Source organism: Sinomonas sp. RB5, from assembly GCF_054063535.1.
On record NZ_JBSSGJ010000007.1, the window covers coordinates 67,866 to 86,327 of the forward strand.

The following is an 18,462-nucleotide window of genomic DNA, read 5'->3' on the forward strand; positions in this document are numbered from 1 at the left end:
CGGGTCGACGCTGTGCTGCCCAGTCTACGCATCCGCGCTCGGCCCTGTCGAAAGTCCCGAATATCTCCAACGACTAGAATAACAGGCCTAGGGGGCGCACAATGGAGCCGTCCCACCACGCGCACGAAGGAGCCCAGGATGCGCACCACCCCAGCACTGTCGCTGCCGACCCTCGTCTCGGCGCAGGAATGGGTCGCCGCGGCCGCCGCCGACGGCCTCCGGCTCGAGATCGCCCACACCGGACGCCGCCAGCGGGTGGGACGCACCACTCGCTCGGCCGCCACCGCCATCCTGCGCACCGCCCTCGAGAACGCGGCGCGGCACGCGGACTGCTCCCGGCCGGTGCGGCTCGAGATCGCCTGGCAGCCCGGGGGCCTCAGGCTGCGGATGCTCAACGTTCCCGGCGAAACGGCCCTCGGCCAGATCCTGCGGCCCGGCCGCGGGATCGCCTCGATGGCCGCACAGGCCCGCCGCGCCGGCGGCTGGCTGCGGGCAGGACTGTCCGAGGAAGGGTTCGAGGTCGCGGCCTTCCTGCCGTGCGCCGTGCCGTTCCCCGTGCAGGCCCGCGCCCACGTCGCGGGAGCGCGGCGCCCTGCGCCGGCCCTGCCCGCGTGCGCGGCCGGCGCGTGAGCCGGACGCGCCCTAGGCCCCCTTGCGGATGAGCTTGTGGGCGGCGGCCTGCGCGACCGGCCGCACCACGATCTCGTCGAGGTTGATGTGGTGCGGCACGGTCACCGCGTACCGGACGATGTCGGCGATGTCCTCCGCCGTGAGGGGCTCCTCGACGCCCTCGTACACCTTGTCGGCCGCCTCGGCGTCGCCGCCGAGACGGCGGAGGGAGAACTCCTCCGTCTTGACGAGCCCGGGCAGCACCTCGATGACGCGCACGTTGTTCTCGGCCTCCTCGAGGCGCAGCGCCCGGGTCATGGCCCGCTCGGCTGCCTTGGCGGCGTTGTAGCCGCCGCCGCCCTCATAGGAGACGAGCGCGGCCACCGAGGTGAGGTTGAGCACGGTCCCCTGGCCTTTCGCACGGAGCATCGGCAGGAAGGCGCGCGTGATCTTCATCGTGCCGAGGACGTTCGAGCGGAACATCCACTCCCAGTCCTCGGTCTTGGCCTCCGCGACCCAGTCCGTCCCGCGTGCGCCGCCGGCGATGTTCACGAGCGTGTCGGCCCCTCCCCCATCGGCGACGGCGGCGAGGAGCCGCGCGACGTCGTCGTCCTCGGAGATGTCGGCGGGGACGGCGATCGCGCCGGTCTCGGCGGCAAGGCTTTCGAGCCGCTCGGCCCGCCGGGCCACGGCGAACACCCGCCAGCCCTCCGCGGCGAGCGCCCGCACCGTGGCCTCTCCGATCCCGGTGCTCGCTCCCGTCACGATCGCGGAGCGCTGGTCAGTCTGGGGCACAGTCGTCGTCATGCGCCCAACCTACCGCGCTCCCCCGCCGCGGGCCCGTCAGCGGGCCCGGAGCAGGTCCGCCAGGACCACGGCCTGATTGTGCTCGGTGTCCCTGGCCGAATACACGAGGTCCACGCTGTCGTGGTCGCGGACGGCGGACCTGAGCTCGTCGAAGGCCTCGGCGCCGTCGAGCTCCTGGCGGTACTTCCGCGCGAACTCCTCGAAGCGGGCAGGGTCGTGGCCGAACCAGGTGCGGAGCCCGTCGGAGGGCCCGACCTCCTTGAGCCAGAGGTCCACCGCGGCCCTGTCCTTGCTCAGCCCCCGGGGCCAGATGCGGTCCACGAGAATGCGGTAGGTTCCCTCGGGGGAAGGCTCGTACACCCTGCGGATCCCCATGCTGCCCATGCCGCCATGCTAGGACCGCCGGCGCCGCGGGGCCAGGGGACGGCCACGGGCAGCAGAAAGCATGGAAGAATCGATGGCATGCCTGAAGCAGCCATCACGGGTACAGACACGCCCGACCGCACCCCGACGAATCCGACGACCGTCCCCGACAAGCCCGCCCTCGAGGGGCTCGAGGCCAAGCTCACCGAGCGCTGGCTCGCCGAGGGGACCTACCGATTCGACCCCGATACGACCCGCGAGGCCGTCTACTCGATCGACACGCCCCCGCCCACGGCGTCGGGGTCCCTGCACGTCGGCCACATGTTCTCCTTCACGCAGACCGACCTCCTCGCGCGCTACCAGCGCATGACGGGCAAGAACGTCTTCTACCCCATGGGCTGGGACGACAACGGCCTGCCCACGGAGCGCCGCGTCCAGAACTACTACGGGGTCCGCTGCGACCCGGCCATCCCGTACGACGCTGACTACCGTCCCCCCGCGCAGCCGGCGAAGAACCAGCGCGACTTCGATGTCATCTCCCGCAAGAACTTCATCGCGCTGTGCGAGGAGCTCGCGGTCGAGGACGAGAAGGTGTTCGAGCACCTGTTCAAGACGCTCGGACTCTCGGTCGACTGGGGCCTGACCTACCGCACCATCGACGACACCTCCCGGGCCGTCTCGCAGCGCGCGTTCCTGCGCAACTTCGCGGCCGGGGACGCCTACCTCGCCGAGGCCCCCACGCTCTGGGACGTCACCTTCCGCACCGCCGTCGCGCAGGCCGAGCTCGAGGACCGCGAGGTTCCCGGCGCCTACTACCGCTACGCCTTCACCGCGCCCGACGGCGAGGCGGTGCACATCGAGACAACCCGTCCCGAGCTGCTGGCCGCCTGCGCCGCCCTCGTGGCGCACCCTGACGACGAGCGCTACCAGCACCTCTTCGGCACCACGGTCGTCTCGCCGCTGTTCGGCGTGGAGGTCGAGGTCAGGGCCCACCCGCTCGCCAAGCCGGACAAGGGCTCGGGCATTGCGATGGTCTGCACGTTCGGTGACCTGACCGACGTCACCTGGTGGCGCGAGCTCCAGCTGCCGACCCGCCCGATCATCGGCCGCGACGGCCGCCTGGCCGCCGAGACCCCCGAGTGGATCACGGCCGAGGAGGGCCGCGCAGCCTACGCCCGGATCGCCGGCAAGACGGCGTTCTCGGCCAAGGAGGCCGTCGTGGAGATGCTCGCCGAGCAGGGACTGCTCGACGGCGAGCCGAAGAAGATCCTCCACCCGGTGAACTTCTACGAGAAGGGCGACAAGCCGCTCGAGGTTGTGACCTCGCGCCAGTGGTACATCCGCAACGGCGGCCGCGACGAGGAGCGGCGCGCGACCTTCGTGCAGCGGGGGCGCGAGCTGGAATGGCACCCGACATTCATGCGCGCCCGCTACGAGAACTGGGTCGAGGGCCTCAACGGCGACTGGCTCGTCTCCCGCCAGCGCTTCTTCGGTGTGCCGATCCCGGTCTGGTACCGGCTCGACGCCGAGGGCAACCCCGACTACACGGACCCGATCGTGCCCGACGAGGCCTCGCTGCCCGTGGATCCGGTGGCTGAGCCGGCCCCCGGCTTCACCGAGGACCAGCGCGATGTCCCCGGCGGCTTCACGGGCGACCCGGACGTCCTCGACACGTGGGCCACCTCGTCCCTCACGCCGCAGATCGTGGGCCGCTGGAGCCGGGACGATGAGTTCTTCGCGAACGTCTTCCCCTTCGACGTGCGGCCGCAGGCACACGAGATCATCCGCACCTGGCTGTTCTCGACCGTGGTGCGCGCGCAGGAGCTCCACGGCTCGCTGCCGTGGAGGCATGCGGCGATCTCCGGATGGGTGCTCGACCCGGACCGGAAGAAGATGTCCAAGTCGAAGGGCAACGTGGTGGTCCCGACCGACATCCTCGAGGAATACGGCGCTGACGCCGTCCGCTACTGGGCGGCCTCCGCCAAGCTGGGCGCGGACACGGCGTTCGAGGTTGCCCAGATGAAGATCGGCCGGCGGCTCGCGATCAAGGTCCTCAACGCCTCCAAGTTCGTCCTCGGGCTCGGAGCGACGGAGGCGGACGTCGTCAGCGACGGTTCCGACCCCGTGCTCATCAACGCCCTGGACCGCGCGCTCCTCGCCCAGCTCGCGGACGTCGTCGAGCAGGCGGGAGCTGCCTTTGCCGCCTACGACCCGGCGAAGGCGCTCCAGCTGACCGAGTCCTTCTTCTGGCAGTTCACGGACGACTACGTCGAGCTCATCAAGGACCGCGCGTACGGCGCCCAGGGCGAGGAGCAGAAGGCCTCCGTCCTCGCCGCCCTGGCGACGACGCTCGACGCCGTGCTGCGCCTCTTCGCTCCCGTCCTTCCGTTCGCGACGGACGAGGTGTGGAGCTGGTGGCGCGCGGGGTCGGTCCACCGCGCCCCGTGGCCGGCTCCGGTGCCGGTGGCCGACGGCGACCGCGGCATGCTGCCGACGGTGGGCCTTGCCCTCTCAGGCATCCGCAAGGCGAAGTCCGAGGCGAAGGTCAAGCAGCGCACCGAGGTCCTCGCGGCCGTGGTGTCCGCCCCGGCGGAGCTGCTCCCCCAGCTCGAGGCCGGACTCGGAGACCTCCGGGCCGCGGCGAACGCGCGCTCGATCGAGCTCCGGGACGGTTCCAGTGAGGTGAGCGTGAGCGAGGTGCAGCTCGCGGACGCCTAGCCGAGGCGCCTGCGGGCAAAGGGGAAGCCCCATCAGCGTTTTCGCGTTGGTGGGGCTTCGACTTTTCGGCTGCTCGGTGACGTTCTCGCAGTCTGGTGGACTCCTTGGCATCCAGGTCTTGCCGTCCCGTCACTGGCGGCCAGTCGACGGCTTTGCCTGAGGCTGCGCTGAGTCGGCTGTCACTGGATCTTCGGTTTCCACGTCCTCATCGTCTCCGATGGGGTGCTTCCATTGTGATCTCGGGCACCCTCGGATTCAAGGGCGTCAGGCGAACTACACGAGGGTAGTTCGGGCGGGGGCGACCGCGCGGCCTTCAGTCTGCCGTGGGGCTCTCGGTGCGGGTGCGCTTGAGCTCGAAGAAGTGCGGGAACGCCGCGAGCCCGACCGCCGCGTCCCACAGGGAGCCTGCCTCCTCGCCGCGGGGCACGCGGGTGATGACCGGCCCGAAGAAGGCCGTGCCGTTGATGGCCACGACGGGGGTGCCGACGTCCTGCCCGACCTTCTCGATGCCTTCGCGGTGGCTTGCCCGCAGCTGGCGGTCGAACTCGTCGGAGTCGGCGTACTGGGCGAGCTCGGCAGGCAGGCCGACCTGTTCGAGCGCGCGGCGCACCACCTCGGTGCGGTCCGCGACCTTCTCGTGGTGGATGAGGGTCCCCATGGCGTCGTAGAGCGGCTTGATGTGCTCGGCGCCGTGAAGCTCGGCGGCCGCCACGATGACCCGGACGGGGCCCCAGTTCTCGTCCATGGCGCGCTGGTAGTCGTGCTCGAGCTCACGGCCCTCGTTGAGGACGGACAGGCTCATGACGTGCCACCTGGTCTCGATGTCGCGGACCTTCTCCACCTCCTCGATCCAGCGGGAGGTCACCCAGGCGAACGGGCAGGCCGGGTCGAACCAGAAGTCGGCGCGCTGGGTGGCGGCGGCAGGGGTGGACATGCAGGCTCCTTCGACGTTGCCGGACGGCACGGCGGGCACCGGGCCGCCGGCGGAGATCAGGCTGACTTGTTGCGGCGCTTGACGACGCTGTGCGGGATCAGGTCCGGCTCCTCCGAGCCGGCCACGACGCCGCGGGTGATGACGACACCGGAGATGTCGTCCCGGCTCGGGAGGTCGAACATGACGGGGAGCAGCACTTCCTCCATGATCGCGCGCAGCCCGCGGGCTCCGGTGCCGCGCTCGAGCGCGAGGTCCGCGATGGCCTCCAGGGCGCCCTCCTCGAAGTGGAGGTCCACACCATCGAGCTGGAACATCTTCTCGTACTGCTTCACGAGCGCGTTCTTCGGGACGGTGAGGATCTGCATGAGCGCAGGCCGGTCAAGGTTCTCGACCGTGGTGATCACCGGAAGCCGGCCGATGAATTCCGGGATGAGGCCGAACTTGAGCAGATCCTCCGGCATGACGTCTGAGTAGGAGCTCTCCTTGCTGGTCAGCGCGCTGAGGGGGGCCCCGAAGCCGATGCCCTTCTTGCCGGCACGCTGGCCGATGATCTCCTCGAGGCCGGCGAACGCGCCGGCGACGATGAAGAGCACGTTCGTGGTGTCGATCTGGATGAACTCCTGATGGGGGTGCTTGCGCCCGCCCTGGGGCGGCACCGAGGCGACCGTCCCCTCGAGGATCTTCAGCAGGGCCTGCTGCACGCCCTCGCCGGAGACATCCCGGGTGATCGACGGGTTCTCGCTCTTGCGGGAGATCTTGTCGATCTCGTCGATGTAGATGATGCCCTGCTCGGCCTTCTTGACGTCGTAGTCCGCCGCCTGGATGAGCTTGAGCAGGATGTTCTCGACGTCCTCGCCCACGTAGCCGGCCTCGGTCAGCGCCGTGGCGTCCGCGACGGCGAAGGGCACATTGAGCCGACGGGCCAGGGTCTGGGCCAGATAGGTCTTGCCGCAGCCGGTGGGACCGATCAGGAGGATGTTGGACTTGGCGATCTCGACGTCGTCATGCGCGTCCGCGAGCGAGCCGCCCTTGCTGGCGTGGCCCGACTGGATCCGCTTGTAGTGGTTGTAGACGGCGACGGCGAGGGCCCGCTTGGCCGGCTCCTGCCCGATCACGTACTCCTGGAGGAAGTCGAAGATCTCGCGCGGCTTGGGAAGCTCGAACGAGCCGAGGTCCGAGACTTCGGCGAGCTCCTCCTCGATGATCTCGTTGCACAGCTCGATGCACTCGTCGCAGATGTAGACGCCCGGGCCCGCAATGAGCTTCCGGACCTGCTTCTGGCTCTTGCCGCAGAAGGAGCACTTCAGCAGGTCTGCGCTCTCGCCAATGCGCGCCATTCGTCGATTCCCTTCCTGAAGAAGTATGACCATCCCACTGTAGGCCACCGTGCCGACAGCCGTCGTAGGACACGGCACGGGACGCCGCGCCCGGCACGGCGCCGGTCCCCGGACTACGGGGCACCGGTGCCGCGCCGAGGAGGCGGGCGTCAGCGGGTGATGGCGCTCGGACGGATCTTGCGCGACTCGAGGACCTCGTCCACGAGCCCGTACTCCTTGGCCTCGCTTGCCGTGAGGAAGAGGTCGCGCTCGATGTCCCGGCTGATGTCCTCCGGCGTCTTGTTCGAGTGCTTCGCCCACGTGTGCTCGAGCCACTCGCGCATGCGCAGCACCTCGCGCGCCTGGATCTCGAGGTCGGTGGCCTGGCCGCCAGACCCCCCGGCGAGCGAGGGCTGGTGGATCATGACGGTCGAGTTGGGCAGCGCCAGCCGCTTCCCGGGGGTGCCGGCAGCGAGGATCACCGCGGCGGCGGAGGCCGCCATGCCGAGGCACACCGTCTGGATCTCCGGCCGGATGAACTGCATCGTGTCGTAGATCGCGGTCATCGCCGTGAACGATCCGCCCGGGGAGTTGATGTACATCGTGATGTCGCGGTCCGGGTCGTTCGCCTCGAGGACGAGCAGCTGCGCCATGATGTCGTCCGCCGAGGCGTCGTCGACCTGCACGCCCATGAAAATGATGCGGTCCTCGAAGAGCTTGGTGTACGGGTCCTGGCGCTTGAAGCCGTACGGGGTGCGCTCCTCGAACTGCGGGAGCACGTAGCGGCTCGTGGGGAGGTTCGCGGGGTTGACGCCCATGCTGTAGTTCATCTCGTTGCTCCTAGTCCTTCCGGGCGTGCTACTTGTCGGTCCCGCCGCCGCCGGACACGTGGCCTGCACGCGCGGCGATCTTGTCGAAGAAGCCGTACTCGAGGGCCTCCTGCGCGGTGAACCACTTGTCGCGGTCGTTGTCCTTGAGGATCTGCTCGACGGACTGCCCGGTCTGCTCGGCGGTCAGCTCGGCCATGACCTGCTTCATGTGCAGGATCAGCTCGGCCTGGATCTTGATGTCCGACGCCGTGCCCCCGATGCCGCCCGACGGCTGGTGCATGAGGATCCGGGCGTGCGGAGTCGCGTAGCGCTTGCCCTTCGTGCCCGAGGAGAGCAGGAACTGCCCCATGGACGCGGCCAGGCCCGTCGCCACCGTCACGACATCGTTCGGGATGTACTGCATGGTGTCGTAGATGGCCATGCCCGCCGTGACGGATCCGCCGGGCGAGTTGATGTAGAGGTAGATGTCCTTCTCAGGATCCTCGGCCGAGAGGAGGAGCAGCTGCGAGCAGATCGCGTTCGCGTTGTCATCGCGCACCTCCGATCCGAGCCAGATGATCCGCTCCTTGAGGAGCCGCTGGTAGATGTAGTCCTGGCCGCCGGACCCCTGGACCGGCTCAGCCATGCTCGGCGACTTCTCCTGCTGGTGCATGGTGCGATACCTCTCGATCTGATGCACTGGGCATGGTTCGTTCTACAGGGACATTAGCCGTTTTCAGGGGCGCAATGTTCCGGCCCTGCGGGCTGTTCGCTTCAAGCGCATGCGCCCCGGGCCCGGGACGGCGAAGGCCGCCGCCCCCGTCCCTGGGGGGACGGCGGACGGCGGCCTCGTGCACCGTGCGGACCGGCGGCAGAAGTGCCCGGTCCGGATGGCGTCAGAACGTCGCGGCGGCGGGATCGTCGCTCGGCGTCGCCTCGGACTGCTGCGGCTCGGCGGCCTCGGGGGCCTCCTCCTCGTCGAGCGGGCGGACGAACTCGCTGAGGTCGACGGCGTTGCCCTCGGAGTCGGTCACCTCGGCCTTGCCGAGCACGGCGGCGAGCGCCTTGCGGCGGCGGACCTCGCCGACCATCATCGGAACCTGGCCGGACTGGTCCATGATCTGGGCGAACTGGTTCGGGTCCATGCCGTACTGGCTGGCGGTGGTGACGAGGTACTCGATGAGCTCGCCCTGCGAGACCCCGATCTCCTCCTTGTCGGCGATCGCGTCGAGGATGACCTCGTTCTTGAAGGCACGCTCCGTGTTGGCCTTGACCTCGGCGCGGTGCTCGTCGGTGTCGTGGTCCTCGTCGGCCGCGTGGCCGCCGTTCGCCGGGTTGAAGTGGGCCTCGACCTGCTCGGTCACGACGCTCTCCGGAACCGGGACCTCGACCAGCTCGACGAGCTTGTCGAGGACCTTGTCGCGGGCCTCGACGCCCTGGGCGACAACCTTCGACTGGGCGGCCTGCTTGACGAGGTCGCCGCGGAGCTCCTCGATGGTGTCGAACTCGGAGGCGAGCTGGGCGAAGTCGTCGTCGGCCTCGGGGAGCTCACGCTCCTTCACCGCGGTGACCTTGACCGTCACGGAAGCGGTCTCGCCCGCGTGCTCGCCGCCGGCGAGCTTCGTCTCGAAGACGGCCTCTTCGCCCTCGGACAGGCCCGTCACGGCCTCGTCGAGGCCCTCGAGCATGGTGCCCGAGCCGACTTGGTAGGACAGGCCCGCGGCGGAGTCGACTTCCTCGCCCTCGACGGACGCGGAGATGTCGATCGTGAGGAAGTCATCGGCCTGCGCGGGACGGTCCACCGGCTTGAGGGTGCCGAAGCGGCCGCGGAGCTCGTCGAGCGCGGTCTGGACGTCGTCGTCGCCCACCTCGGCGGCGGCGACGTCGACCTTGAGGCCCTCGTAGTCGGGGAGCTCGATCTCGGGGCGCACGTCGACCTCGACCGCGAACTTCAGCTCGCCCTCGGTGGCGGCCGGGTCCGGAACCTCGGTGATCTCGACCTCGGGGCGGGAGAGCGGGCGGATGCCGGTCTCGGCCACGGCCTGCTGGTACCAGTCGTTGAGGCCCTCGTTGATGGCGGTCTCGAGCACGTAGCCGCGGCCGACGCGCTGGTCGATGAGGCGGGACGGGACCTTGCCCTTGCGGAAGCCCGGCACCTGGATCTGCTCGGCGACGGACTTGTAGGCGGCATCGATGTTGGGCTTCAGCTCGTCGAGGGTCACCTCGACGTTGAGCTTGACCCGCGTGGGGCTGAGGTTCTCGGCAGCGCTCTTCACAGCGTGGCTCTCCTGGATGGTCGGATCATGGGTGCCGCCCTGGGCGTGATGCCTCAGGACGCGACTGTCGGGGTGACAGGATTTGAACCTGCGACTTCCTGCTCCCAAAGCAGGCGCTCTAGCCAAGCTGAGCTACACCCCGGTCTAGTGCACAGACCACGATACAGGCCCGCGACAAACCAATGCACATCAGCCCCGGGCACGGAAACGGGCCCCTCCATGGCAGGAAGGGCCCGGTGCAGGCGAGGGGGCGACGGGAATCGAACCCGCGTATCCAGTTTGGAAGACTGGCGCTCTACCATTGAGCTACGCCCCCGGGGCCCTCCAACTAAAGCGAACGGGGGGCAGGGGTGTCAAATTGCGCCACGGGCGCCGTCCGGAGCCTGGCAGACGCGGCACCAGTACAGCCTCCGCCCGGCCTCCTCGGCCATCGTCACGGCGGTGCCGCAGGCGCGGCACCGCAGGCCGTGGCGCCGGTACACGTAGTGGGCGTCCTCCGGCGCGGGAAGGTCCCGGGGGCCGGCCGGCCACAGCCGCGGATCGGTGGTGACGATCCTTCCGTGGCGCACCCCCTCGGCCATGGCCGCGACGGCATCCGCCCAGAGGGAGAGCGCACGCTGCCTCCCGACGGACGTGCCGGGGGGTGAACGGGTCGAGCCGCGCACGGAACAGGAGCTCGGCACGGTAGACGTTCCCGATCCCTGCGACGACTTCCTGGTCCATGAGCAGCCGTGCCACCGGTGTGCGGCGCCGCGCGATGCGCCGGGCGAACTCCGCGGCGTCCTCGTCGCCGGACGCCCGCGGCTCCCCCGCGGTAAGGCCGCCGAGCGGGTCAGGGCCGAGACGCGCCTGGACCGCCCTGGCCTCGTCCTCGGTCTCGACCACGCACGCGCTCGCGCCGCGAAGGTCGGCCCAGCCGTGCTCGGAGACGAGTCGCGCGCGGACCGCGCCGCGGGGAGGGGGAGGCGCGGCACCCTGCTGCCGCGCGGCGTCGTCCGCTGTCTCCCGCTCCCCCACGCGCCGCGGCGCGCCGATACTCGAGGCGCCGCGGAAGGTCGCATCGCCGCCGAACTCCCACGCCCCGTATAGGCCGAGGTGGACGCGGAGCACCATCCCGCCCTCGAAGCGGAGGAACAGCTGCTTGCCGTGGGCCGACGCGCCCTGGAGGACCCGGCCGTCGAGGAGGGCCGCCCCGGGGGCGAAGCGGCCCTGTGGGCTCGAGACGGCGAGCCGTTCGCCGACGAAGACGTCGCCGAACTGGCGCGCAAGGCGGTGGATGGAGTGACCCTCGGGCACGGTGGCCGGCGCCTTCGGGCTACTCGACGATCTCGCCGGAGGCCTCGTACGCGGCGATCTTGCCGATGCGCCGGACGTGGCGCTCGTCCTGGCTGAACGGTTCGGCGAGGAAGGCCTCGATGAGGGCGGTCGCCTCGTCCACGCTGTGCTGGCGGCCCCCGACGGCCACGACGTTGGCGTCGTTGTGCTCCCGTGCGAGGCGGGCGGTGTCGAGATTCCAGGCCAGCGCCGCGCGGATCCCCTTGACCTTGTTGGCCGCGATCTGCTCGCCGTTGCCCGAGCCGCCCAGGACGATGCCCAGCGCGGGCGTGCCCGCCTCCTGGTCGGCGACGACGGCGAGCGCGGCCTTGATGCAGAAGGCGGGGTAGTCGTCGAGCGGATCGTACTCGGCGGGCCCGTGGTCCACGACTTCGAAGCCCCGGCCGCGCAGGTGGGACACGAGATGGGCGGAAAGCTCCATGCCGGCATGGTCGGTGGCAATGTGGACGCGCGGCTTGGGCACGGGGTTCCTCTCCTCGAATTCGGTGGCCCCCGTCGCCGGCGCGGAGGCCGTGCCCGGCGCCTTCCGGGACCTCGCGGGGAGCGAGGTCAAGCCTACGCGCCCGAGGCGGCCCGCAGCACGTCCACGACGCGGCGGGCAGTGTCGCCGTCCCGGCCGGAGAACGTGGCACGGCGGCCGTCGTCGAGGATCACCGTGATGGCCTCGCCGCTGGCCACGAGGACGGAGCGGGACTGCCCCCGGCGCCGGTATCCCCATCCTCCGAAGTCCCTGGCGCGCACCGTCTCGAATTCGGCGCGCAGCACCCGCTCGGGGTCGAACCGGAGCACGGGGAGGACCCCGGCGAGGCGGACGACGACGGACTCCGGGCTCACCCCCACGCGGGCCACGAGCGAGGCGGCCGTGAGCGCTGCCGCCGCGGTCAGCGCCAGCGAGATCCACCAGGAGAGGACGAGCAGCAGGAGGGAGACCGAGACGCCGATGATGCTGAGCATGACGAACACGGAGGACCGCGCGTGGGCCCAGTAGGCGAAGGTCGAGGCGGCGCGCTCCGGCTCGAGCTCATCGAGGAGCGCGGCCTCGTCCTTCGGGCTCCACTGCTCCTCGGGCTTGAAGGACAGCAGCATCACGACGCTGAAGGCGACGGTGGCCCCGGACCCCATCGCCAGCACGATCGGGTCGGGATGCGAGGCGCGGGCCGGGATGCCGTCCTGGCCGATGAGGCCCGCGGCGAGCACCGTCGTGAGGAACATCGACATCCCGACGCCGCCGGCCATGAAGATCCGGCGGGAGATGGGTGGGCGGGTCAGGAGGGCGGCCTGGACGCACAGCAGCGCCCCGACCACCGCCACCAGCGCCGCACCGCCGATGAGGTAGGCGGCAAAGGGGATGAACGCCCGGCCCCCGTTCGCGTCCCACTGCCACGCCACCGGGTCGGGGACCCGGCCATGGAAGGAGAGCGAAGCCAGCCCGAAGCCCAGTGCCAGCAGAACGGGGTAGCCGATCGCGAAGCGGAGCGCCTTCCGGTCCCACCTCGCCTCCGCCGATCCCGCCATGCTCCAACGCTACTGCACCCGCACGGCCGCCCGGGGGCGCCCCAGGAAGGCGCTGGCATGCTGTGGCGCACCATGAAAGAATAATTTCAAAAGTGACCCGCACCACGCGGGCCATCGTGGCGCACATGCTTGGAGGGCACATGCCAGGGACGAATCTCACCCGCTCGGAAGCCGTCGAGAGGGCTGAGTGCATCCGGCACGTCGAGGACTACCACGTCGAGCTCGACCTCACCCGCGGAGAGCGGGTCTTCGGCTCGCGGACCACGGTGCGCTTCAGCGCGGCCGAGGGCGCGTCGTCATTCATCGACGCCATCACCGACACGGTCCGTTCGGTGACCCTCAACGGCGTCGAGCTGGACGTCGAGAAGGCCAGCGACGGCGTCCGCATCCAGCTGCCGTCCCTCGCCGCCGAGAACGTCCTCGTGGTCGACGCCGACGCCCCCTACATGAACACCGGCGAGGGCCTGCACCGCTTCGTCGATCCCGTGGACGGCGAGGCCTACCTGTACACGCAGTTCGAGGTCCCGGACTCGCGCCGCATGTTCGCCGTCTTCGAGCAGCCCGACCTCAAGGCCTCCTTCCGCTTCACGGTCACGGCGCCGTCACACTGGGAGGTCGTGTCCAATTCGCCCACTCCGGAGCCCGTGCGCGTGCCCGGCCAGGAGGCCCGCTCGACCTGGGACTTCGCCCCCACGCCCCGGATCTCCAGCTACGTCACGGCGCTCGTCGCCGGCCCGTACCAGAAGGTCGCGGACGAGCTCGTGAACGCCGAGGGCCGGACCATTCCGCTGGGCATCTTCGCGCGGAAGTCGCTCATGCAGTACCTCGACGCGGAGAACATCTTCGCGCTCACCAAGGAGGGCTTCGCGTTCTACGAGCGCGAGTTCGGCTGCGGGTACCCGTTCGAGAAGTACGACCAGCTCTTCGTCCCCGAGTTCAACGCGGGCGCGATGGAGAACGCCGGCGCGGTGACGATCCTCGAGAGCTACGTGTTCCGCTCGAAGCCCACGCAGGCGACCGTCGAGCGGCGCGCCATCACGGTGCTGCACGAGCTCGCGCACATGTGGTTCGGCGACCTCGTGACGATGCGCTGGTGGGACGACCTCTGGCTCAACGAGTCGTTCGCCGAGTTCATGTCCCACCTCGCGGCCGCCGAGGCCACCGACTTCCGCCACGCGTGGACCACGTTCGCCTCGGTCGAGAAGTCGTGGGCCTACCGTCAGGACCAGCTCCCCACCACCCACCCGATCTTCGCGGACATCAGCGACCTGGCCGACGTCGAGGTGAACTTCGACGGCATCACGTACGCCAAGGGCGCCTCCGTGCTCAAGCAGCTCGTTGCGTGGGTCGGCCAGGACCACTTCATGGAGGGCGTCCGCCGGTACTTCGCCAAGCATGCCTGGGGCAACACGGTCCTCGCGGACCTCATGGCCGAGCTCGAGGCTGCAAGCGGGCGCGACCTGACCGCGTGGGGCCAGGCCTGGCTCGAGACGGCCGGCGTCAACACCCTCTCCCCCGAGATCGAGACGGACGACGACGGGCGCATCCTCCGCTTCGCCGTCCGGCAAAGTGCCGTCCCCGACTACCCCCAGATCCGCCCCCACCGCCTCGCCATCGCCTTCTACGACCGTGACGGCGCCGGGGAGCTCGTGCGCACCCACCGAGCCGAGCTCGACGTGGACGGGGAGCTCACCGAGGTGCCCGAGCTCGTGGGGCGCCCGCGCCCGGCCCTCGTGCTGCTGAACGACGACGACCTCGCCTACGCGAAGGTCCGCCTCGACCCGGTGTCGCTGGCGACCGCGACCTCGTGCCTGAAGGACATCTCCGAGAGCCTGCCGCGCGCCCTCGTCTGGGGCTCTGCCTGGGACGGGGCGCGGGACGGCGAGACCCCGGCCCGCGCCTATGTGGACCTCGTCCTGGGCAACATCGGCGCAGAGTCGGACGCCTCCGTCGTGCAGACGCTGCTCCGCCAGCTCGCCACGACGCTCGACTACTACGTCGCCGCCGACGCGCAGCCGGAAGCCAAGCGCAGCGCGGCGGAGCGCCTGTGGGCGCTCGTCCACGAGGCGGCGCCGGGCTCTGACTCCCAGCTGCAGTTCGTGAAGTCCTTCTCGGCACTCGCCTCGTCCGAGGAGCACCTGGACGCGGTGGCCGGCCTCCTCGACGGATCCGCGCCGATCCCTGGCCTCGACGTGGACCAGGACCTCCGCTGGGAGCTCGTCGCCTCACTCGCCTGCGGCGGCCGGATCGAGCGGGCGCGGATCGAGGACGAGCTCGCCCGGGACACGACCTCGACGGGGCAGTGCGCGGCGGCGCTCGCCACGGCCGCGCTGCCGACCCCGGAGGCGAAGGCCGAGGCGTGGGAGTCGATCGTGGTGAAGGGCACGCTCTCCAACGCCATGCAGCAGGCTGCGATCAACGGCTTCGCACGTGTCCACGACGCGGCGCTGCTCGCCCCGTTCGCCGAGAAGTACTTCGAAGCGGTGCCGCGCATCGTCGCCGAGCGCACCCACGCCCTCGCCCAGCAGGTCGTGGTCGGGCTCTACCCCGCGCGCCAGACGACCCAGGCCATGCTCGAGCGCACCGATGAGTTCCTCGCGTCCCTCGGGCCCGACCAGGCCGCCCTGCGCCGCATGACCCTCGAGAACCGCGACGGAGTGCAGCGGGCCCTGCGCGCCCAGGCCGCCGACAGGTAGCCTGCCTTCCATGGCGATCGGAGAGCACCACTACAGCGTGTCCGTGACATGGACGGGCAACCGCGGCACCGGCACGTCCGGCGTGCGCGACTTCGGGCGTGAGCACGACGTCGCGCTGCCGGGGCTGCCCGTCCTGCCCGGCACCGCCGACCCCGCGTTCCGCGGAACGGCCGACCGGTACAACCCGGAGCAGCTGCTGCTGGCCGCGCTGGCCCAGTGCCACATGCTCAGCTATCTGTTCGAGGCGGCGCGGGCGGGCGTCGTCGTGACCGGGTACTCCGACGACGCGACGGGGACCCTGACGGTCCACGGCTCCTCCGGGGAGTTCACCGAGGTGACGCTGCGTCCGCGCGTCGAGCTCGCGGACGAGTCTCAGCGCGCGCTCGCCGACAGGCTGCACGACGACGCGCACGCGACGTGCTTCATTGCGCGCTCCGTGAACTTCCCCGTCAGGCACGAGCCGGCAGCACCCTGACACCCCCAGGTCGTTAAGGTGGAAGGGCCACCATCCCCCAGACAAGGAGGCCCCCGACAGTGCAATCCGGCCTGTCCGCGATCCCGCGTGCCCTCGTGCCCCGCACGGCGTCGACCCCGTCCCCGACGCCCACTCCGGCCCCCACCACCGACACCCCGAGCCCGGTGCCCATCACCGCGGCCCAACTCGACAGCGCCGTCACCACCTTCAACCAGACCCTCCTCCAGATAGCGATCGCGGTCGGCATCGGGCTCATCGTGTGGCTCGTGGCGACCTACCTGATCCGGCAGGTCGTCAAGCGCATCCTCGCCGGCAGGACCCTGACGCAGCGGCGCATCTTCCGGTGGGCGGCGCCGGCGCTGCGGGCGCTGGACTCGGAGCGGAGGGCACAGCGAGCCCAGACGATCGGGTCGCTCCTGAATTCGGTGGTCGCCGTGGTGATCACGACGATCGTCGGCATGTACGTGCTCCGGGCGCTCGGCGTCGACCTCGCCCCCGTCCTGACCAGCGTCGGGATCCTCGGCGTCGCGATCGGCTTCGGCGCCCAGCAGCTCATCCGCGACTTCCTCGCCGGGATCTTCATCACCCTCGAGGACCAGTACGGGATCGGCGACTTCATCGAGACGGGCGCCGGAGAGGTCGCCGGCACGGTCGAGTCGGTCGGCCTGCGCATCACGCGGGTTCGGGCCGAGGACGGCACGATCTGGTACCTGCGCAACGGGGAGATCCTGCGTCTGGGCAACCGCTCCCAGGGCACCTACCTGCCGCCGACGACGGACCCCGCGGCAGCGGCCCCCACCTCCGGCGCGGCGGGCGGGGCCCACACCGACGGAGCGGCAGTTCCCGTGCACGAAGGCAAGGGCGCGCTCGGCCAGGCAGCGGGCGAACAGTACGGCAACGGAGGACAGAGGTCCCATGAGTGAGATGACCACGCCGGGCGCCCCGCGCGGAAACCAGCCGAACCTCCTCCAGGGCTCGGCCGCGGGGGCTTCCTTCTACGACCTCGTGGGCGGCCACGAGACCTTCGTCAAGCTCGTCGACACCTTCTACGAGGGCGTGGCCGACGACCCGCTGCTGCGCCCCATGTACCCCGAAGAAGACCTCGGACCCGCTCGGCACCGCCTGACCATGTTCCTCGAGCAGTACTGGGGTGGGCCGGGCACCTACAGCGCAGAGCGGGGGCACCCGCGCCTGCGCATGCGGCACGTGCCGTTCAAGGTCAACCCCGAGGCACGCGACCGGTGGCTCCACCACATGCGGGCGGGCGTGGATGCGCTCGGCCTCGCCCCCGTGTACGAGGCCACCCTGTGGGACTACCTCGAGCGCGCGGCGCACTCGCTCGTGAACACGTTCGACGAGTGAGGGGCGCCCGGCCGGGAGGCCGGGCATGGGGGTGGCTGCCGCTGGGCGGCTAAAGGCCCTTCAGCACGGCCGGGCGCCGGCACAGCACGTGTCCCCGGCTCGAGGACAGCCGGGACCACGGACCGCAGGAGAACCACTGCAGGTCCTCCCCCGGCGCGATGAAGCCGAGCAGGTGGGCGGCGAACGCGGCCCCCGCAGGGAGAGCCGGGCAGGCCTCGAGGTCCCGGCCCCACACCGCGGCGCGCACGCCCTGCAGCACCGCGGCGCCGGGCTGGTCGGGGACCGTCCCGGCGACCTCCGCGATGCCCGCTTCCGCGGCGGCCCGCACGGCGTCGGCGTCCACTGTGCCGTCCGGTGCCCACGGTCCGCGCGGTGGCGTCACCGCCGCCCACGGCGCACGGACCTGGGCGGGCGGAAGCTCGAGCTCGGTGCCCGATCCCCCCAGGCGCGCGAGCCGGTCGAACACCGAGGCAATCGAGACGGTCACATCGGCCTGGGCGGGACGGGCGAGGCCCGCGGTCCGGAGCCCCAGGACGGTCGGCACCGGCTCGCCGAGGGCCCGTGGGCCCATGACCAGCACGTAGGCGGCCAGCACGCTGCCCACGGCCTGGAGCCGCACGGCGCCGTCCTCGACGGAGCGCGCCCGGGAGAGGAAGACCCTCAGGTCCTCGATCGCGCGCGGATCGCCGAGGTCCAGCACGGTGTCCGTCCCCGAGGTCCTCACGCCTGCCCCGCCTCAGCCGGGAGCGGCGGACGGCGGCGGAAGGGAACGTCCGGGCCGGCGAAGTGCGCGAACTCCGCCCTCATTCCCTCCGGCAGCCGCACGGGGCGCCCCGTCGAGCGGCTCACCAGCACCATCGACGTCGAGCAGTTGGCGCACACGGCCCCGTCCTCGGGGACGATCACCGCATAGCCGAGGTCGAAGCTCGACCCACCGACCCGCGTCACCCAGAGGTCCACGGCCACCGGCTCACGGCGGTACATGAGCGGAGCGAGGTACTCGATCTCGTGCCGCCCCACCAGGGTGAAGTTCTCGGGGGTGACGAGGTCCGCGAGGGTCTGCGCGCCGTCGCCGCCACGGGGCGCGCTCCTGAGCGGCTCCCGGAGCCAGTGGACGCGGGCGTCCTCGAGGAACTGGAGGAACCGCACGTTGTTCACGTGGCCGTAGGAGTCGACGTCGCCGAAGCGCAGCTGGAGGGGAAACCGGTAGGCGGAGGGCATGGATCCATCTTCGCACCCGCTGGAGA

17 protein-coding genes, 2 tRNA genes and 1 pseudogene are annotated in these 18,462 nt (G+C 70.7%); 6 read left to right on the plus strand and 14 right to left on the minus strand.

The window, feature by feature from the left end; all coding sequences use genetic code 11:
* The first annotated feature begins 138 nt into the window (after positions 1 to 138).
* Positions 139 to 630 (plus strand): sensor histidine kinase, encoded by a 492-nt coding sequence (locus tag ACVWWH_RS09920; RefSeq protein ID WP_141305515.1) that lies wholly within the window; start codon positions 139 to 141, stop codon positions 628 to 630.
* A gap of 12 nt (positions 631 to 642) precedes the next feature.
* Here ACVWWH_RS09920 and ACVWWH_RS09925 read toward each other — a convergent pair whose 3' ends face one another.
* Both ACVWWH_RS09925 and ACVWWH_RS09930 read right to left on the minus strand, forming a co-directional pair.
* The gene (locus ACVWWH_RS09925) at positions 643 to 1,416 is read right to left on the minus strand and encodes an SDR family oxidoreductase (protein ID WP_457316478.1); all 774 of its coding nucleotides are present in this window, start codon (positions 1,414 to 1,416) and stop codon (positions 643 to 645) included.
* A 36-nt stretch (positions 1,417 to 1,452) separates the two neighbouring features.
* A complete protein-coding gene (locus ACVWWH_RS09930; protein WP_457316479.1) occupies positions 1,453 to 1,800 on the minus strand; it encodes a DUF488 domain-containing protein in 348 nt (115 codons plus the stop codon).
* A gap of 78 nt (positions 1,801 to 1,878) precedes the next feature.
* Here ACVWWH_RS09930 and valS point away from each other — a divergent pair, with 78 nt between their 5' ends.
* A complete protein-coding gene (gene valS, locus ACVWWH_RS09935) occupies positions 1,879 to 4,497 on the plus strand; it encodes a valine--tRNA ligase (RefSeq protein ID WP_457316480.1) in 2,619 nt (872 codons plus the stop codon).
* A 313-nt stretch (positions 4,498 to 4,810) separates the two neighbouring features.
* Here the strand turns inward: valS and ACVWWH_RS09940 are convergent, their stop codons facing one another.
* The 10 genes and pseudogenes from ACVWWH_RS09940 to ACVWWH_RS09985 all read right to left on the minus strand — a co-directional run bounded on the left by ACVWWH_RS09940 (position 4,811) and on the right by ACVWWH_RS09985 (position 12,682).
* Complete coding sequence (locus ACVWWH_RS09940; protein WP_066498185.1) at positions 4,811 to 5,431, minus strand: mycothiol-dependent nitroreductase Rv2466c family protein; 621 nt, start codon at positions 5,429 to 5,431, stop codon at positions 4,811 to 4,813.
* A gap of 56 nt (positions 5,432 to 5,487) precedes the next feature.
* Positions 5,488 to 6,768 carry an ATP-dependent Clp protease ATP-binding subunit ClpX gene (clpX, locus tag ACVWWH_RS09945; protein WP_066498187.1) on the minus strand — a complete coding sequence of 427 codons (1,281 nt, stop codon included), beginning with the start codon at positions 6,766 to 6,768 and terminating at the stop codon, positions 5,488 to 5,490.
* A 149-nt stretch (positions 6,769 to 6,917) separates the two neighbouring features.
* On the minus strand, positions 6,918 to 7,577 hold the full coding sequence (locus ACVWWH_RS09950; protein WP_066498189.1) for an ATP-dependent Clp protease proteolytic subunit: 660 nt from the start codon (positions 7,575 to 7,577) through the stop codon (positions 6,918 to 6,920).
* A gap of 28 nt (positions 7,578 to 7,605) precedes the next feature.
* On the minus strand, positions 7,606 to 8,229 hold the full coding sequence (locus ACVWWH_RS09955; protein WP_084249468.1) for an ATP-dependent Clp protease proteolytic subunit: 624 nt from the start codon (positions 8,227 to 8,229) through the stop codon (positions 7,606 to 7,608).
* A gap of 223 nt (positions 8,230 to 8,452) precedes the next feature.
* Positions 8,453 to 9,832: a trigger factor gene (gene tig / locus ACVWWH_RS09960; RefSeq protein WP_457316481.1), complete on the minus strand. Its 1,380-nt coding sequence runs from the start codon at positions 9,830 to 9,832 to the stop codon at positions 8,453 to 8,455.
* 67 nt (positions 9,833 to 9,899) lie between these two features.
* Positions 9,900 to 9,974: transfer RNA gene (locus ACVWWH_RS09965), tRNA-Pro, on the minus strand.
* A 103-nt stretch (positions 9,975 to 10,077) separates the two neighbouring features.
* Positions 10,078 to 10,148: transfer RNA gene (locus tag ACVWWH_RS09970), tRNA-Gly, on the minus strand.
* Between the two features lie 37 nt (positions 10,149 to 10,185).
* Positions 10,186 to 11,128, minus strand: a pseudogene (locus tag ACVWWH_RS09975) (Fpg/Nei family DNA glycosylase).
* 19 nt (positions 11,129 to 11,147) lie between these two features.
* Positions 11,148 to 11,630 (minus strand): ribose-5-phosphate isomerase, encoded by a 483-nt coding sequence (locus ACVWWH_RS09980; RefSeq protein ID WP_141305513.1) that lies wholly within the window; start codon positions 11,628 to 11,630, stop codon positions 11,148 to 11,150.
* A 92-nt stretch (positions 11,631 to 11,722) separates the two neighbouring features.
* The gene (locus ACVWWH_RS09985; RefSeq protein ID WP_457316482.1) at positions 11,723 to 12,682 is read right to left on the minus strand and encodes a hypothetical protein; all 960 of its coding nucleotides are present in this window, start codon (positions 12,680 to 12,682) and stop codon (positions 11,723 to 11,725) included.
* 140 nt (positions 12,683 to 12,822) lie between these two features.
* On the opposite strand from ACVWWH_RS09985, the gene pepN reads away from it, so the two are divergent.
* The 4 genes from pepN (at position 12,823) to ACVWWH_RS10005 (ending at position 17,215) form a co-directional block, all read left to right on the plus strand.
* Positions 12,823 to 15,378 (plus strand): aminopeptidase N, encoded by a 2,556-nt coding sequence (gene pepN, locus ACVWWH_RS09990; RefSeq protein ID WP_457316483.1) that lies wholly within the window; start codon positions 12,823 to 12,825, stop codon positions 15,376 to 15,378.
* A 10-nt stretch (positions 15,379 to 15,388) separates the two neighbouring features.
* Complete coding sequence (locus tag ACVWWH_RS09995) at positions 15,389 to 15,853, plus strand: OsmC family protein (RefSeq protein ID WP_066498197.1); 465 nt, start codon at positions 15,389 to 15,391, stop codon at positions 15,851 to 15,853.
* Between the two features lie 170 nt (positions 15,854 to 16,023).
* On the plus strand, positions 16,024 to 16,776 hold the full coding sequence (locus ACVWWH_RS10000; RefSeq protein WP_229710916.1) for a mechanosensitive ion channel family protein: 753 nt from the start codon (positions 16,024 to 16,026) through the stop codon (positions 16,774 to 16,776).
* A 1-nt stretch (position 16,777) separates the two neighbouring features.
* Positions 16,778 to 17,215 (plus strand): globin, encoded by a 438-nt coding sequence (locus ACVWWH_RS10005; RefSeq protein WP_457316552.1) that lies wholly within the window; start codon positions 16,778 to 16,780, stop codon positions 17,213 to 17,215.
* A gap of 49 nt (positions 17,216 to 17,264) precedes the next feature.
* Here the strand turns inward: ACVWWH_RS10005 and ACVWWH_RS10010 are convergent, their stop codons facing one another.
* Positions 17,265 to 17,939, minus strand: coding sequence for a hypothetical protein (locus ACVWWH_RS10010; RefSeq protein ID WP_457316484.1), 675 nt, complete (start codon positions 17,937 to 17,939; stop codon positions 17,265 to 17,267).
* Entirely contained in the window at positions 17,936 to 18,436 is a 501-nt protein-coding gene (locus ACVWWH_RS10015; RefSeq protein WP_457316485.1) for an acyl-CoA thioesterase, read from the minus strand. Before ACVWWH_RS10015 ends, ACVWWH_RS10010 begins: the two co-directional genes overlap by 4 nt.
* Between the last annotated feature and the right edge of the window lie 26 nt (positions 18,437 to 18,462).